The following is a 15,443-nucleotide window of genomic DNA, read 5'->3' as shown; positions in this document are numbered from 1 at the left end:
ACATGGACCCTAGACAAGTCCCATCGTCCCAGGTCAGAGGCACTCCTCGCTTATTTGATCAAGCCTCGGACACTCACACTCGCGAAAGCGCGAGGTTAATGACGGCGCCGCCGTTGCGGGCCTCGTCCCCGATCTTGAGGTCGGCCGGTCGACTTGGGGTGGGGGATGTGGTCTCGACGGGTGCGGTGTCAGCGCTGGGGCGGTCGTCCTGCCAGATCGAGGGTGACGGATCGGCTGAGGCGTCGGGAGCCTCCCCTTGGCCTCCCGTAGCGGTATAGACGAGTGCTGTAGCGGTCACCATGAGCGCGCCGGCCAGGCAGAACGTGGCCGCTTTCCACGGGTTCCTGACGCCCTTGGGTCGCTGGGGAAGCTGTTCAGGCATCGGTGGGAGCTGGCCGCTCACTGAAGTCCTCTCGTGGATGGTCAGGCTCGCCAGGAGAGCGCCGACCTGTATGCGGGCACCAGCCGAGCGGATGCCAACGGGCCGATCCGGGAAGGAATCGGGCTCGCTCAATGGCGCTGACGATAGCAACGCCACAAGGGAGGTAGGCGCCGTTCGCGCCGGAACGCAGGCACACCTCGTCTCCCGGCACCGATCGTGAGCGCCGCTCTTCCGGCCCGTCGGCGAGCGAATGCGACATATGCCCAACCTGCGCGCCCAACTGGCGATTACGGTAGGGCGAGTTTGCAGGCAGCCGCGGAGGACATGTGAGCAGCGCCCAGACACACGCCGAGATCCTTAGCGAGGCCATCCAGGCCCTCCACGGGGCATGGGATGCCGAACGCGCCTTGGCGGCCCTGTTCGGAGCGGGATACCGTCCCGCTGACGTGGCGATCGGGAAGAAACGGGCACGCCAGGTGCTTCGAGATCTTGCTGATGCCGGGGCGATCGTGAAGGTGAGTGAGAGGCCCGTGGAGTATCGACGCGCTGGCAGCTGAGCCGCAGCCCCCCTTAGACAAGGCGGCAGCGGACCCTGCCAGCGGTCACCACAGGGTCAGGTAGGGCTCTTCCCTATTTGGATCGTCTCTTCATGGTTGTCGGCCGACCGCGCCGATTCCGCTCTCCGAACTGGCTGGGGAAGGGGCTGCGGCTCTCCCCGTCGGACAGCAAGAGCCGAGCGCGCCGAGCGAAGGACACTGGTACGGCCCCGGGGTAGCCCCGATCCACGGTTGGCCTCCAGTCCCCTCGGGGAGCCGTTTGGGAGCCGCCTCCCGCACTCGGCTCCCAAATGGCTCCCAAGATGCCCGCACAAACCACTCAGGGGCCTGATCCACTAAGTGAATCAGGCCCCTGACCTGGTATTTCAGCTGTCGGGGTGGCGGGATTTGAACCCACGACCTCTTCGTCCCGAACGAAGCGCGCTGCCAAGCTGCGCTACACCCCGATCGCCGCCGGTGTCCTGGCGACATCGATTACTCTAGCCCACCCGCGCCCGCAGACGAAATCCGGTTTCTGCGCCGCTGACCGGGGAAGGGGCCGGGCCCGGGACCGGGGGCCTCAGTCCTGGGCCGTCAGGGTCAGCAGGGTCGCCTCCGGCGGGCAGGCGAAGCGGACCGGGGTGTAGCGGTTGGTGCCGCAGCCCGCGGAGACGTGGAGGTAGGCGCGGTGGTCGTCGACGGAGTGGGTGGAGAGGCCCTTGACCCGGTCCGTGTCCAGGTCGCAGTTGGTGACCAGGGCTCCGTAGAAGGGGATGCAGAGCTGGCCGCCGTGGGTGTGGCCGGCCAGGATCAGGGGGTAGCCGTCCATGGTGAAGGCGTCCAGGGAGCGCAGGTAGGGGGCGTGGACCACGCCGATCGAGAGGTCGGCGCCGGTCTCGGGGCCGCCCGACACCTCCGCATAGCGGTCGCGCTTGATGTGCGGGTCGTCCAGGCCGGTGAAGGCGATCTCCAAGCCGTCGATCTTGAGGCGGCCGCGGGTGTTGGACAGGCCCAGCCAGCCCGCCTCGTCGAAGGCGTCGCGCATCGGTTCCCACGGGTTGTGGACGACGCCGACCGCGGGCGCGTTCCCGTTGAGGCCGTGCTTGCCCTGGGCCTTTTCGAAGAGGTAGCGGGCGGGGTTGCGGAGCTTGGGGCCGTAGTAGTCGTTGGAGCCGAAGACGTACACCCCCGGGAACTCCATCAGCGGACCGAGGGCGTCGAGCAGCTCGGGCACGGCCTCCGGGTCGGAGAGGTTGTCGCCGGTGTTCACGACGAAGTCCGGGCGCAGGCCGGCCAGTGACTGGAGCCAGGCGCGCTTCTTGCGCTGGCCGCTCACCATGTGGACGTCGGAGACCTGGAGTACGCGCAACGGGCGTGCCCCGTGCGGGAGTACGGGAATGGTGACCCGTCGCAGGCGGAACGAGCGGGCCTCGAATCCGGCGGCGTAGGCGAGACCGGCTGCGCCGATCGCCGCGCCGACTGCCGTGACTTTCAGGGGTACTCCGTAGCGTGCGCGCATGCGTCCATCGTCGCAGACACCGTGCGGCCTGCAGAAAACCTGCGGGCGCCGGTCGCCCCGTACCTGCCACAATCAGCACATGACCACGCTCAAGTCCAAGCTCAAGGAAGACCTCACCACGGCCATGAAGGCGCGTGACGAGCTGATCTCGTCCACGCTCCGGCTGACGCTCACCGCCATCACGAAGGAGGAGGTCAGCGGCAAGACGGCCCGCGAGCTCTCCGACGACGAGGTGCAGAAGGTGATCGCCAAGGAGGCGAAGAAGCGCCGCGAGGCGGCCGAAGCCTTCGCCCAGGGCGGCCGGACCGAGCAGGCCGAGCGTGAGAAGGCGGAGGGCGAGATCCTCGACGCGTACCTGCCGAAGCAGCTGAGCGACGACGAGCTGGGCGCGATCGTGGCGTCCGCCGTCGAGGAGGCCAGGGCCGCCGGGGCCGAGGGGCCGCGCGCGATGGGTGCCGTCATGAAGATCGTGAACCCGAAGGTGGCGGGGCGCGCGGACGGTGGCCGGGTGGCCGCCTCGGTGAAGAAGTTCCTCGCGGGCTGAGCCCGCGCCCACAGAGATATACGCGTCCGCAGAAGCACATGAAGGTGGGGCTCCACGGGATCGGGATCGATCCGTGGAGCCCCACCTTCATGTGTGCGTGGGTCGAGCCGTCCGGCTCAGGGGCCCTGCGTGCCGCCGGTCTGACCGCGGTGGCCGCCGGTATTCCCGCCGGTCAGGTCCGGCGGGACGGTGATGCCGGGGAACGGGTTCTTGCCGCCGGGCTTCTTGCCTCCGGCGCCGGGCCTTCCCTCTTCCCGGTCGCGGTCCGGGCCCCCGTCCTGGTCGTCGTTCTTCGGCGGGTCCGGGATGTTGACGGTGTTGAAGGCGGGGGCGGTCACTCCGTTGAGGGCGCCGGTCATTGCGTCACGCCAGATCGGTCCGGGGACCTGTCCGCCGTACACCTTGTCCTGGTAGACGCCACCGATCGTGACGCGCTCCATCTCGACGCTCTGGGACGGGCTGCCGACCCAGACCGCGCCGGACATGTTCGGCGTGTACCCGACGAACCAGGCGTTCTTACGGGCGTCGGTCGTACCGGTCTTGCCCGCGTTGTCGCGGCTCTGCAGGCCGGCCTCCTGACCGGTACCGGAGTCGACCACGCCGCGCAGCAGCGTGTTGATGGTGTCGGCCGTCGTCTGCGACATCGCCTGCGAGCAGGACGTCTTGGGCACGGGGAGCGAGCTGCCGTCGGCCTTGTTGACCGACTCGATGGCGATCGGCGTGCAGTACGTACCGCGGTTGGCGAAGGCGGCGTACGCGCTCGCCATCGTCAGCGGCGACAGACCGTTGGAGCCGAGGGTCAGGGTCGACGGGTTCTGCGGGAGCTTGGAGCCGTCGCCCTGCACCACGCCGAGCTTGTCGGTCATCTGCGAGACCGGGCACATGCCGATGTCCTGGAGCATCTGGACGAAGTAGGTGTTGACCGACTTCTCCATCGCTTCCTTCAGCGCGTACGGGCCCTTCTCGGACTCGCTCTCGTTCTCCAGGTGATACTTCGGCACACCGTCGTTGACCCACGGCTTCCCGCAGGACCGCACCGAGTCCGGGTAGTCCATCTCGTACGGGGACGGATAGACCTGCGTGGCCGGCTTGCCCCCCTCTATGGCCGCGGCGGCGAGGAACGGCTTGAAGGTCGAACCGGTCGGGAAGCCGTAGTTGGAGCCGCCCATGGCCTTGTTGACCGAGTAGTTGTACTGGGTCTCGTTGGTTCCGAAGCCGTACGGCTTGGACTGGCCCATTCCCATGATCTTGCCGGTGCCCGGCTGGACCAGCGTCACGGCCGTTGCGACCTTGTCCGACTTGTAGACGTGGTTCTTGATCGAGGCCTGCACCGACTGCTGGGACTGCGGGTCGAGCGTCGTCCGGATCGTCAGGCCGCCCCGGTTCCAGATCTTGGCCCGGTCCTCCTTGGTCTTGCCGAAGACCGGGTCGGTGAGGAAGACGTGGCGCACGTAGTCGCAGAAGAAGCCGGCGCCGCTGACGGCCGTGATGCAGCCGTTCTGCGGCTTCTTGACCTTCAGCTTGATCGGGGTCGCCTTCGCCTTCTCGGCCTGGGCCTTCGAGATGTCCCCGACGTCCGCCATGCGCTGGAGCACCATGTTGCGGCGCTTGGTGGCCTCGGCCGTGTCGTTGACCGGGTCGTAGCGGCTCGGCGATTGCACGACACCGGCCAGCAGCGCGGACTCCTCCAGCGTCAGGTCCTTGGCAGACTTGGAGAAGTAGCGCTGGGAGGCGGCCTCGATGCCGTAGGCCTGCTGCCCGAAGAAGGTGATGTTGAGGTAGTTCTCCAGGATCCTCTTCTTGCCGAGCTCCTCCTCGACCTGGATCGCGTACTTCAGCTCCTGGACCTTGCGGCCGATCGTCTGCTGGGTGGCCTGCGCGACCTTGTCCGGGTCGTCGCCCGCCTCCTCGACGAAGACGTTCTTCACGTACTGCTGGGTGAGGGTCGACGCACCCTCGGTGGTCCCGCCCGTCTGCACATTGCGGTTCAGCGCGCGCAGGATGCCCTTGAGGTCGATGGCCCCGTGCTCGTAGAAGCGGGCGTCCTCGATCGCGACGATGGCCTTCTGCATGTACGGCGAGATGTTCTTCAGCGGGACCACCGTGCGGTCGCGCGAGTACACCGAGGCGATCATTCCGCCCTTGCTGTCCAGGATCGTGGTGCGTTGGCTCAGCGGCGGAGTCTTCAGATTGGCCGGGATCTCGTCGAATCCCTCGACCGTCCCCTTGGTGGCGAGGCCCAGTGCTCCGGCGGCCGGCAGCGCGATGCCCGCGAGCACGACTCCGGAGAGTGCGGCGACACCGAGGAACTTGGCGGCCTGCTGGGTCGTCGAGAGACCCCCGCCCGAGCGCTTCTTTGGCATGGGGGCAGCCTACGTTCTCATTCGCCGGACACACGTATATGCCTTGGCCTAAGCTGCTCTCAACTGTCACAGCAGTCCGGTTCCGTATCAACCCCCCGTGCAAGACCCGGCCACGAGCTCAGGCGCTCCCGAATTCGCCTCGTGTGTCATTGAACGTCCGTTGTGATCCAGGTGAACTGTCCCAATTCTGACGGGATAGTCGCGTATGCCCTCGCCTCACTCCCCTGGGTGATCTGCCGCATACGCATAGTCCGTTCGGGCCATTCAAGATTGGGCCCGAAGGGGGTGTTGTGCTGTCGCCACCTTCCGTAACGTCCTCAACTGGCAGCGGTGAATATGCCGCTGCCGCCGTGGGGGAGCCTCGATTCGGGAGAGGACGGCGCCGTGATGGGCTGGGTAACCGACTGGAGTGCGCAGGCAGCCTGCCGCACTACCGATCCGGATGAACTGTTCGTACAAGGGGCAGCGCAGAACAGGGCCAAGGCGGTGTGCACCGGATGCCCGGTGCGGACCGAGTGCCTGGCCGATGCGCTGGACAATCGCGTCGAATTCGGCGTGTGGGGCGGAATGACCGAGCGGGAGCGCCGCGCACTGCTGCGCAGGCGGCCCACCGTCACGTCCTGGCGCCGGCTGCTGGAGACCGCGCGCAGCGAGTACGAGCAGTCGACGGGCATCCTGCCCGTGGCGATCGGACTGGACGACGACGAACTGCACGAGAGGTACGCCGCGGTGGGATAGGGGCGACGGGCGGCTACGCAGCTCCGGCCGGGGCAGAACCGGTCGCGAGCCGGTCCCCGATGGCCCGAAGTCCCTCAAGGTCGTGTACGTCACCGGGCAGCGCGGCCACTTGGGTCAAGGCGACCTCGGGGTGCAGCGCGGTGAAGCGGTCGCGTGTGTGCTGTTCGCGCGCGACCACCTGCATCCGTTCGGCATGCAGCCGCAGCAGACCTGCGGTCAGCTCCTCGACGGAAGCGGTCGGCTCGTGGTCTTCGGTGTCCTCGTGCTCGGATTTGCCGGGCAGGGGGTCGGGGGCGGTGTCCGGTGCGGCACCGGACATGTCGACGGATGTGGCAACGGGCGTGTCGACGGCTTCGGGAGAGGTGGCCGATCCGCCGGCCAGGCTACGAAGTCCAGCCTTCCCGGCCGTCTGATCCACAATGCCGACCCCGTCAAGATTTTCTGCGGCGGCCAGGGCGTGCTCGGCGGAGAGCCGGGCGGCATCGCTGCCGTGGACCCGGTTGAGCACCAGGCCGGCCAGCGGCATCTCCTCCGCGGCGAGCCGTTCCACGAAGTACGCCGCCTCGCGCAGCGCGTCCCGCTCCGGTGTCGCGACGACGAGGAACGCCGTGCCGGGTGCCTGCAGCAGTTTGTACGTGGCGTCGGCCCGGGTGCGGAAGCCGCCGAACATCGTGTCCATCGCCGCGACGAAGGTCTGTACGTCGCGCAGGAACTGACCGCCGAGCAGTTTGCCGAGGGTGCCGGTCATCATCGACATCCCGACGTTCAGGAACTTCATCCCGGCCCGGCCGCCCATCTTCGCCGGGGCCATCAGCAGCTTGATGAACTTTCCGTCCAGGAACGAGCCGAGCCGCTTCGGCGCGTCCAGGAAGTCCAGCGCGGAGCGCGACGGAGGGGTGTCGACGATGATCAGGTCCCACTCGTTGCGCGCGCGCAGTTGACCGAGCTTCTCCATCGCCATGTACTCCTGCGTGCCCGCGAAACCGGCCGACAGGGACTGGTAGAAGGGGTTCTCCAGGATCGCGCGGGCCCGCTCGGCGTCCGCGTGCGCCTCGACGATCTCGTCGAAGGTCCGCTTCATGTCGAGCATCATGGCGTGCAGTTCACCGGTGCCCCCGCCCTCGATGCCCGGCACCTGACGCGGGACGTTGTCCAGCGAATCGATGCCCATGGACTGGGCGAGTCTGCGGGCCGGGTCGATGGTGAGGACGACGACCTTGCGGCCGCGTTCGGCCGCCCGTACGCCCAGGGCCGCCGCGGTCGTGGTCTTGCCCACCCCGCCGGAACCGCAGCACACGACGATCCGGATGCCCGGATCGTCGAGCAGCGCGTCGGTGTCCAGTGCGGGAGCGGGCGCGGGGGAGGTTGTCGTGTCCGTCGTTGTGGTCGTGGCTGTGTCCGCGTCCGTGCGCTGTGTCATGTACCCACCCCTTGTCCCGCCCCTTCGCCCACACCCTGCTTGCGGAGCTCGGTCGCCAGGTCGTAGAGACCGGCCGGGTCCATTCCCTCGCCGATCAGCGGGAGTTCATACCCCGGAAGTTCCAGGCCGGCGAGCACGGCGCGCTGTTCACGCTCCAGCTCGACCCGCTGGGCATGCTCGGCCGCCTGCTCGACCAGCGGGCGTACGAGCCCGGCGGAGCCGGTCACGCCCGCGCGGGTCAGCGCCTTGGCGATCTCCTTGCGGCGGCCGCCCGCGGCGGTGCGCAGCGTGTCCTCGTCCAGCAGATGGGGCCGCACCATGTTCACGATGACCCGGCCCACCGGCAGTTCGGCGGTCCGCAGCTCGGCGATGCCGTCCGCGGTCTCCTGGACCGGCATCTCCTCCAGCAGCGTCACCAGATGGACGGAGGTCTCGGGCGACTTCAGCACCCGCATCACGGCCTGTGCCTGATTGTGTATCGGGCCGATCCTGGCCAGCCCCGCCACCTCGTCGTTCACATTGAGGAAGCGGGTGATGCGTCCGGTGGGCGGGGCATCCATGATCACGTAGTCGTAGACGTACTGGTTCTGCTTGTCCTTGCGGCGTACGGCTTCGCAGGCCTTGCCGGTCAGCAGCACGTCCCGCACACCGGGCGCGATCGTGGTGGCGAAGTCGATCGCGCCGAGCTTCTTGAGCGCCCGGCCCGCGCTGCCCAGCTTGTAGAACATCTGGAGGTAGTCGAGAAGGGCACGCTCGGCGTCGATCGCGAGGGCGTACACCTCGCCGCCGCCCGGCGCGACGGCGATCTTGCGCTCCTCGTACGGAAGGGACTCCGTCTCGAAGAGCTGGGCGATGCCCTGCCTGCCCTCGACCTCGACGAGGAGGGTGCGCTTGCCCTCGGTCGCGAGGGCGAGCGCGAGGGCGGCGGCGACCGTGGTCTTACCGGTACCGCCCTTGCCGCTGACGACCTGGAACCTGCTCACGTATTCGAGCCTAACCAGTCGCACCGCAGGCTACGCACGAGGCTGTGCGTGCCAGGCATTACAGTCGGGCCATGACCAAGTGGGAATACGCGACCGTGCCCCTTCTCGTGCACGCGACCAAGCAGATTCTGGACACCTGGGGCGAGGACGGCTGGGAGCTGGTCCAGGTCGTTCCCGGCCCGAACAACCCCGAGCAGCTCGTGGCCTACCTGAAGCGGGAGAAGGCGTAATGGCGGGCGCAGTCGAAGCGAAGCTCGCCGAACTCGGGCTGACGCTGCCGGACGTCGTGCCGCCGCTGGCCTCGTACCAGCCGGCCGTGCAGTCGGGGGTGTACGTGTACACCTCCGGCCAGTTGCCCATGGTGGACGGCAAGCTCGCGGTCACCGGCAAGGTCGGTGCGGAGGTCACGCCCGACGAGGCCAAGGAGCTGGCGAAGACCTGCGCGCTCAACGCGCTGGCCGCCGTGAAGTCCGTCGCGGGCGACCTGGACCGGATCGCACGTGTGGTGAAGGTCGTGGGCTTCGTCGCCTCGGCGTCCGACTTCACCGGACAGCCCGCCGTGATCAACGGCGCCAGCGAGCTGCTGGGCGCGGTGCTCGGCGACAAGGGCGTGCACGCGCGCAGCGCGGTGGGCGTCGCGGTGCTGCCGCTGGACGCACCGGTGGAGGTCGAGATCCAGGTCGAGCTGGCCGGGGCCTGAGCCGTACGCCGGTCGCTCGCCGATGTCCGATCCCGTTGATCGCCGTTGATCGGTGCTGAGTGTCGTCGGGCGTCGTTCATCGGTGCTCGTTGCCGTTCGTTGCCGTTCATCGCGTTTTCTGATCCCGTCCGGTCGTGGCGACCGGGCGGGATCATCCGTGTACGGGACAGGTACGGATCGATGCACCTCTCGAACATCGGCGCGGTTCCGGATAGCCTCCGGCCATGTCCAATGGTCAGTGGTACCCACCGGAATGGCCCGACCGGATCCGGGCACTCGCCGCGGGTGAGCTGAGCGCCGCGACCCCGAAGCGGGCCGCCACCGTGATGCTGCTCCGGGATTCCGCCGCTGACACCGAGGGCGGTCCCGCCGTCCACATGCTGCGCCGCCGGGCCTCCATGGCTTTTGCCGGTGGGGCGTACGCCTATCCGGGTGGCGGGGTCGACCCTCGCGACGACGACCGGCTCGTCGGCTGGGCCGGACCCGCGCTGGAGACCTGGGCCGAGCGGCTCGGGGTCGGGACGCCGGCCGAGGCCCAGGCCATCGTCTGCGCTGCGGTCCGTGAGACGTACGAGGAGGCGGGCGTCCTCCTCGCGGGCCCGAGCGCCGGCACGGTGGTCAGCGACACCACCGGGGCCGACTGGGAGGCCGACCGGGAGGCGCTGGTCGCCCGGGAGCTGTCCTTCGCCGAGTTCCTGGACCGGCGCGGTCTGGTGCTGCGCTCGGATCTGCTGGGTGCCTGGGCGCGCTGGATCACCCCCGAGTTCGAGCCCCGCCGCTACGACACCTGGTTCTTCGTCGCCGCGCTCCCCGAGGGCCAGCGCACCCGCAACGCCTCCACGGAGGCCGACCGCACGGTGTGGATCGGGCCCGGCGAGGCGGCCGACGGATACGACCGGGGCGAGCTGCTGATGATGCCGCCGACCGTATCGACGCTGCGGGCGCTGAGGCCGTACGGGACGGCCGCCGAGGCCCTGAAGGCGGCGGATTCCCAGGACCTCACGCCGGTGCTGGCGCAGGCGAGGCTGGAGGGCGACGAGTTGGTGCTGAGCTGGCCGGGGCACGACGAGTTCACCAAGCACATCCCGAGCGGGCCGGCCGGTGACGGATCCGGTGCGGGCGCCGGTGTGGGATCAGGTGCGCGTTCCGGTTCCGGTCCCGGTTCGGGTTCAGGTGGCGCGGGTGGTGAATCCGTATGAGCAATGCGGCAGCGCTGCCCGGACAGCCACGCGGCACGGTCCTGTCGGGCCCCGCCACGGCCCGTGCGGTCAACGTCCTCGCCCCCAACGCCTCGCCGATGACACTGGACGGCACCAACACCTGGATCGTCGCCGAGCCCGACTCCGATCTCGCGGTCGTCATCGACCCGGGCCCGCTGGACGACATACATCTGCGGGCCGTCATCGACACCGCCGAGCGGGCCGGCCGCCGGATCGCGCTCACCCTCCTCACCCACGGGCACCCCGACCACGCGGAGGGCGCGGCGCGGTTCGCCGAGCTGACCGGTACGAAGGTGCGTGCCCTGGACCCGGCGCTGCGGCTGGGCGACGAGGGGCTGACCGCGGGCGATGTGATCACCACCGGTGGCCTGGAACTCCGGGTCGTGCCGACCCCCGGGCACACCGCGGACTCGCTCTCCTTCCATCTGCCCGCCGACCGGGCGGTGCTGACGGGGGACACGATTCTCGGGCGTGGTACCACGGTCGTCGCGCATCCGGACGGGCGGCTCGGCGACTACCTCGACTCGCTGCGGAGACTGCGTTCGCTGACCGTCGACGACGGTGTGCACACGGTGCTGCCGGGGCACGGTCCGGTGCTGGACGACGCACAGGGCGCGGTCGAGTTCTACCTGGCGCACCGTGCGCACCGGCTGGCCCAGGTGGAGACGGCGGTCGAGGCCGGGCACCGGACGGCGTCGGAGGTGGTGGCGCGGGTGTACGCGGACGTGGACCGGTCCCTGTGGCCCGCCGCGGAACTCTCGGTGCTGGCTCAGCTGGAGTACCTGGGCGAGCACGGGCTGATCTGAGGCGCGGATGCGACGCGGTCGTAGGCGGCCCTGACACACGTGGAAGGCCCCGCCGGGCGGCGGGGCCTTCACGTCGTACGGAGAGCGGGTCCGGCTAGCGGGACCGCTTCGCCAGGCGTTCCACGTCCAGCAGGATCACGGCGCGCGCCTCCAGGCGCAGCCAGCCGCGTCCGGCGAAGTCGGCGAGTGCCTTGTTGACCGTCTCGCGGGAGGCGCCGACCAGCTGGGCCAGCTCTTCCTGGGTCAGGTCGTGGACGACGTGGATGCCTTCCTCCGACTGGACGCCGAAGCGGCGCGACAGGTCGAGGAGGGCGCGGGCGACACGGCCCGGTACGTCGGAGAAGACCAGGTCGGACATCTGGTCGTTGGTCTTGCGCAGGCGGCGGGCGACGGCGCGCAGCAGGGCCGTGGCCACCTCGGGGCGGGCGTTCAGCCAGGGCTGCAGGTCGCCGTGGCCGAGGCCGAGGAGCTTGACCTCGGTCAGCGCGGTCGCGGTGGCGGTGCGGGGGCCCGGGTCGAAGAGCGACAGCTCACCGATCAGCTCGCCGGGGCCGAGGACCGCCAGCATGTTCTCGCGCCCGTCGGGGGAGGTGCGGTGGAGCTTCACCTTGCCCTCGGTGACCACGTAGAGGCGGTCGCCCGGGTCGCCCTCGTGGAAGAGCGCGTCGCCGCGTGCGAGGGTCACCTCACTCATCGAGGCGCGGAGCTCCGCGGCCTGCTCATCATCGAGCGCCGCGAAAAGCGGGGCGCGCCGCAGAACGTCGTCCACGAGTTCTCTCCTTGTCGGCCTGTTCAGGGAACCGTGGTCCCCATCATGCCGGACGGTAAAACAGTGCGATCAATCACAAACCAGTTTGACGCACGGGCGTGCCTAATCGTGCGGCAGGGGCCCGATTGGGGGCGGATGCACGGTGACAGGGGCAGATGTCAGTGCGTGGCTCTAGGCTGGCCGGGTGTCCAAATCGCCGGTGAGAGCGCAGGCCAAGGGGGCTGATGGGGTGTCGGAAGGCCGTGATTCCGCTGTGGGCGAACAGGGTGCGATTCACCCGGAAAAAGCGACAAAACGCCCTGCGGGGGAGTCGGTGAAGCGTCCTGCGGGGAAGTCGGCGCGGAAGCCGGCCGTGAGGGCGACGGCGGAGGCGAAGCCCGCAGCGGCGGCGGGAGCAGCGGCGGCGGCGGGAGCAGCGGCGGCGGCGGGAGCAGTCGGAGCCGCCGGAGCCGGGCGGAAGCCGGAATCGCGTCTGGCGATGGTGCGCCGCGCCCGCCGGATCAACCGCGAGCTCGCCGAGCTCTATCCGTATGCCCATCCCGAGCTGGACTTCAGGAACCCCTTCGAGCTCCTGGTCGCCACGGTCCTCTCCGCCCAGACCACCGATCTGAGGGTCAACCAGACCACCCCCGCGCTCTTCGCCGCCTATCCCACCCCCGAGGACATGGCCGCGGCCGTCCCGGAGGAGATGGAGGAGCTCATCCGGCCGACCGGTTTCTTCCGGGCCAAGACCAAGTCACTGATAGGCCTCTCGGTGGCGCTCAGGGACGAATACGGCGGCGAGGTACCGGGCCGGCTCGCCGATCTCGTCAAGCTTCCGGGGGTCGGCCGCAAGACCGCCAATGTCGTGCTGGGCAATGCTTTCGGCGTCCCGGGAATTACCGTCGACACCCATTTCGGCCGTCTGGTCCGCCGCTGGAAGTGGACGGAGCAGGAGGATCCGGAGAAGGTCGAGGCCGAGATCGCCGCGATCTTCCCCAAGAGCGAGTGGACGATGCTCTCGCACCGGGTCGTCTTCCACGGCCGCCGCATCTGCCATGCCCGTAAGCCCGCCTGCGGCGCCTGCCCGATCGCCCCGCTCTGTCCCTCGTACGGCGAGGGCGAGACGGATCCGGAGAAGGCCAGGAAGCTGCTGAAGTACGAGATGGGCGGGCAGCCGGGCCAGCGGCTGAGCCCGCCTCCGGACTACCCCGGCAAGCCCGCGCCGCCCCTCGGGGCAGGCTGACGCACCGCGTCGGCTCCTGGGCGCCCCGGGCGACCGGAAACGGCCGGAATGGCAGGGGCGTCCGGAACGATATGCGTGACGACAGGCGTTGTGAGACGAGGGGTGCCTATGAAGACGCACGAACAGAGCACAGACACGGCAGCCGCGCCCGCACCGGGAAACCCCGCAGCGGTCAGTCCCGCGGCGGCGGTCGCGGCGGCCACCGCCGCGGCAGGCGCCGGTGAGGACGGTGCGATCACCGTCACGACCGAGGGGCTGCCCGCCTGGCTCGACCCCGTGGCCCGTGCCGCACAGACCATCGAGCCCGACCAGCTCAGCCGCTTTCTGCCGCCGGAGAGCGGTGCCGGGCGGCAGTCCGCCGTACTCGTGCTCTTCGGCGAGGGCGAGCGCGGTCCCGAGCTGCTCCTCATGGAGCGATCCGGAAGCCTGCGTTCCCACGCCGGGCAGCCCTCCTTTCCCGGCGGCTCCCTGGACCCGGAGGACGGCGACCAGGCGACGACAGGGCCGCTCAGGGCCGCTCTGCGGGAGGCCCAGGAAGAGACCGGCCTCGATCCGCGCGGGGTCCAGCTTTTTGGCGTGCTGCCCCGGCTCTACATCCCCGTGAGCGGCTTCGTCGTGACGCCGGTCCTCGGGTGGTGGCGCTCGCCGAGTCCGGTCGGCGTCGTCGATCCGGGTGAGACGGCCCGGGTCTTCACCGTTCCCGTGGCGGATCTCACGGATCCGGCCAACCGCGCCACCGCGGTCCATCCGAGCGGCCACCGGGGCCCGGCATTTCTGGTCGAATCCGCCCTGGTCTGGGGTTTCACAGCCGGAGTGATCGACCGGATTCTGCACTTCGCGGGCTGGGAGCGCCCCTGGGACAGGGCCAAGCAGGTGCCGCTCGACTGGCGCGCATGACAGGCTGACTCCCGTGCTGCGCTGTCCGGCCCCGCCCGGACCCAGCCGAAGGAACGGGCCCGGTGACGAATCTGCGAGGCTATAGACGGTGAACGTGCTGGACATCCTGCTGCTGGCCGGCGCCGTGTGGTTCGCGGTGATCGGCTACCGACAGGGGTTCGTCGTCGGCATCCTGTCGGTGATCGGATTCCTGGGCGGCGGTCTCGTCGCCGTCTATCTGCTGCCGGTCCTGTGGGACCAGCTGACGAACGGCTCCGAGGTCTCGTCGACGGCAGCCGTCGTCGCCGTCGTCATCGTGATCGTCTGCGCCTCGGTGGGCCAGGCATTCACCACCCACCTCGGCAACAAGCTCCGCCGGTACATCACGTGGTCGCCCGCGCGCGCCCTCGACGCCACCGGCGGCGCCCTGGTCAATGTCGTCGCGATGCTGCTGGTCGCCTGGCTGATCGGCTCCGCGCTGGCCGGCACCACCCTGCCGACGCTGGGCAAGGAGGTCCGCAGTTCCTCGGTCCTGCTCGGCATCTCCCGGGTGATGCCCGCGCAGGCCTCCACCTTGTTCACGGACTTCTCCTCGGTCCTCGCGCAGAACGGCTTCCCGCAGGTCTTCAGCCCGTTCGCCAACGAGCCGATCACGGAGGTCCAGGCCCCGGACCCGACGCTGGTGGGCAGCCCCGTCGCGGCCCGCGCCAAGAAGTCCATCGTCAAGGTCGTCGGCACGGCCCCGGGCTGCGGCAAGGTCCTCGAAGGCACCGGCTTCGTCTTCTCCGACCGCCGGGTGATGACCAACGCGCATGTCGTCGGCGGCGTCGACGAGCCGACCGTCCAGATCGGCGGCCAGGGCCGGCTGTACGACGCGAAGGTCGTCCTGTACGACTGGCGGCGCGACATCGCCGTGCTCGACGTACCGGACCTCGACGCGAAGCCGCTGCGGTTCGCCGACACCGACCAGGACGCCCGGACGGGGAACAGCGCCATCGTCGCGGGCTTCCCGGAGAACGGCTCGTACGACGTACGGGCAGCGCGTGTACGGGGCCGTATCGACGCCAGCGGCCCGGACATCTACCGCCGGGGCACCGTCCACCGCGATGTGTACTCGCTCTACGCGACGGTCCGTCAGGGCAACTCCGGCGGACCGCTGCTGACTCCCGGAGGCGAGGTGTACGGCGTCGTGTTCGCCAAGTCGCTCGACGACCCCGACACCGGCTACGCGCTGACGGCCGACGAGATCCGCCAGAACATCAAGCGAGGCAGCTCCGCCAACCAGCAGGTCGACAGCCAGGCGTGCGCGCTCTGAGCGCCTGACCGGCAGGACCCGGGCACGGCCCGTCGAGGCCGGGGAAG

15 protein-coding genes and 1 tRNA gene are annotated in these 15,443 nt (G+C 69.4%); 10 read left to right on the top strand and 6 right to left on the bottom strand.

The features are described from left to right. Positions 1 to 708: 708 nt before the first annotated feature. Positions 709 to 939, top strand: a complete 231-nt coding sequence (locus ABZY11_RS16545; protein WP_356479805.1) for a hypothetical protein — start codon at positions 709 to 711, stop codon at positions 937 to 939. Positions 940 to 1,311: 372 nt separating this feature from the next. Here the strand turns inward: ABZY11_RS16545 and ABZY11_RS16540 are convergent. Further along, positions 1,312 to 1,385 (bottom strand) — tRNA-Pro (locus ABZY11_RS16540). A 113-nt stretch (positions 1,386 to 1,498) separates the two neighbouring features. Further along, on the bottom strand, positions 1,499 to 2,437 hold the full coding sequence (locus ABZY11_RS16535; protein WP_356479804.1) for a metallophosphoesterase: 939 nt from the start codon (positions 2,435 to 2,437) through the stop codon (positions 1,499 to 1,501). A gap of 79 nt (positions 2,438 to 2,516) precedes the next feature. Here ABZY11_RS16535 and ABZY11_RS16530 point away from each other — a divergent pair, with 79 nt between their 5' ends. Next, positions 2,517 to 2,981: a GatB/YqeY domain-containing protein gene (locus tag ABZY11_RS16530; RefSeq protein WP_356479803.1), complete on the top strand. Its 465-nt coding sequence runs from the start codon at positions 2,517 to 2,519 to the stop codon at positions 2,979 to 2,981. A gap of 116 nt (positions 2,982 to 3,097) precedes the next feature. Here ABZY11_RS16530 and ABZY11_RS16525 read toward each other — a convergent pair whose 3' ends face one another. After that, positions 3,098 to 5,344, bottom strand: coding sequence for a transglycosylase domain-containing protein (locus tag ABZY11_RS16525; protein ID WP_356479802.1), 2,247 nt, complete (start codon positions 5,342 to 5,344; stop codon positions 3,098 to 3,100). A gap of 387 nt (positions 5,345 to 5,731) precedes the next feature. Between ABZY11_RS16525 and ABZY11_RS16520 the strand changes: the two genes are divergently transcribed. Then, entirely contained in the window at positions 5,732 to 6,082 is a 351-nt protein-coding gene (locus ABZY11_RS16520; RefSeq protein ID WP_176740522.1) for a WhiB family transcriptional regulator, read from the top strand. Positions 6,083 to 6,095: 13 nt separating this feature from the next. On the opposite strand, the gene ABZY11_RS16515 is transcribed toward ABZY11_RS16520, so the two are convergent. Together ABZY11_RS16515 and ABZY11_RS16510 are read right to left on the bottom strand one after the other, a co-directional pair. Then, positions 6,096 to 7,502, bottom strand: coding sequence for an ArsA family ATPase (locus ABZY11_RS16515; protein WP_356479801.1), 1,407 nt, complete (start codon positions 7,500 to 7,502; stop codon positions 6,096 to 6,098). Continuing rightward, a complete protein-coding gene (locus ABZY11_RS16510; protein ID WP_356479800.1) occupies positions 7,499 to 8,485 on the bottom strand; it encodes an ArsA-related P-loop ATPase in 987 nt (328 codons plus the stop codon). Before ABZY11_RS16510 ends, ABZY11_RS16515 begins: the two co-directional genes overlap by 4 nt. A 71-nt stretch (positions 8,486 to 8,556) precedes the next feature. Between ABZY11_RS16510 and ABZY11_RS16505 the strand changes: the two genes are divergently transcribed. The 4 genes from ABZY11_RS16505 (at position 8,557) to ABZY11_RS16490 (ending at position 11,211) form a co-directional block, all read left to right on the top strand. Continuing rightward, positions 8,557 to 8,715, top strand: a complete 159-nt coding sequence (locus ABZY11_RS16505) for a DUF4177 domain-containing protein (RefSeq protein ID WP_003967454.1) — start codon at positions 8,557 to 8,559, stop codon at positions 8,713 to 8,715. After that, positions 8,715 to 9,185 (top strand): RidA family protein, encoded by a 471-nt coding sequence (locus tag ABZY11_RS16500; RefSeq protein ID WP_356479799.1) that lies wholly within the window; start codon positions 8,715 to 8,717, stop codon positions 9,183 to 9,185. The genes ABZY11_RS16505 and ABZY11_RS16500 overlap by 1 nt, the downstream gene beginning before the upstream one ends. Positions 9,186 to 9,409: 224 nt before the next feature. Then, a complete protein-coding gene (locus ABZY11_RS16495) occupies positions 9,410 to 10,384 on the top strand; it encodes an NUDIX hydrolase (RefSeq protein ID WP_356479798.1) in 975 nt (324 codons plus the stop codon). Further along, a complete protein-coding gene (locus tag ABZY11_RS16490) occupies positions 10,381 to 11,211 on the top strand; it encodes an MBL fold metallo-hydrolase (protein ID WP_356479797.1) in 831 nt (276 codons plus the stop codon). Before ABZY11_RS16495 ends, ABZY11_RS16490 begins: the two co-directional genes overlap by 4 nt. Before the next feature lie 94 nt (positions 11,212 to 11,305). Here the strand turns inward: ABZY11_RS16490 and ABZY11_RS16485 are convergent, their stop codons facing one another. Next, positions 11,306 to 11,980, bottom strand: coding sequence for a Crp/Fnr family transcriptional regulator (locus ABZY11_RS16485; RefSeq protein WP_014046869.1), 675 nt, complete (start codon positions 11,978 to 11,980; stop codon positions 11,306 to 11,308). A 271-nt stretch (positions 11,981 to 12,251) separates the two neighbouring features. Between ABZY11_RS16485 and nth the strand changes: the two genes are divergently transcribed. The 3 genes from nth (at position 12,252) to ABZY11_RS16470 (ending at position 15,396) form a co-directional block, all read left to right on the top strand. Next, entirely contained in the window at positions 12,252 to 13,205 is a 954-nt protein-coding gene (gene nth / locus ABZY11_RS16480) for an endonuclease III (protein WP_356479808.1), read from the top strand. A gap of 108 nt (positions 13,206 to 13,313) precedes the next feature. Continuing rightward, on the top strand, positions 13,314 to 14,102 hold the full coding sequence (locus tag ABZY11_RS16475) for a CoA pyrophosphatase (protein ID WP_356479796.1): 789 nt from the start codon (positions 13,314 to 13,316) through the stop codon (positions 14,100 to 14,102). A gap of 88 nt (positions 14,103 to 14,190) precedes the next feature. Next, positions 14,191 to 15,396 (top strand): MarP family serine protease, encoded by a 1,206-nt coding sequence (locus ABZY11_RS16470; RefSeq protein WP_356479795.1) that lies wholly within the window; start codon positions 14,191 to 14,193, stop codon positions 15,394 to 15,396. The last annotated feature ends 47 nt before the right edge of the window (positions 15,397 to 15,443 follow it).

Origin of the sequence: Streptomyces sp. NPDC006510 (genome assembly GCF_040611955.1) — a bacterium.
In the GTDB taxonomy this organism is placed as follows: Bacteria; Actinomycetota; Actinomycetes; order Streptomycetales; family Streptomycetaceae; genus Streptomyces.
The sequence above is the reverse complement of the archived record's forward strand: the minus strand, read 5'-3'. Positions and strand labels throughout refer to the sequence as shown.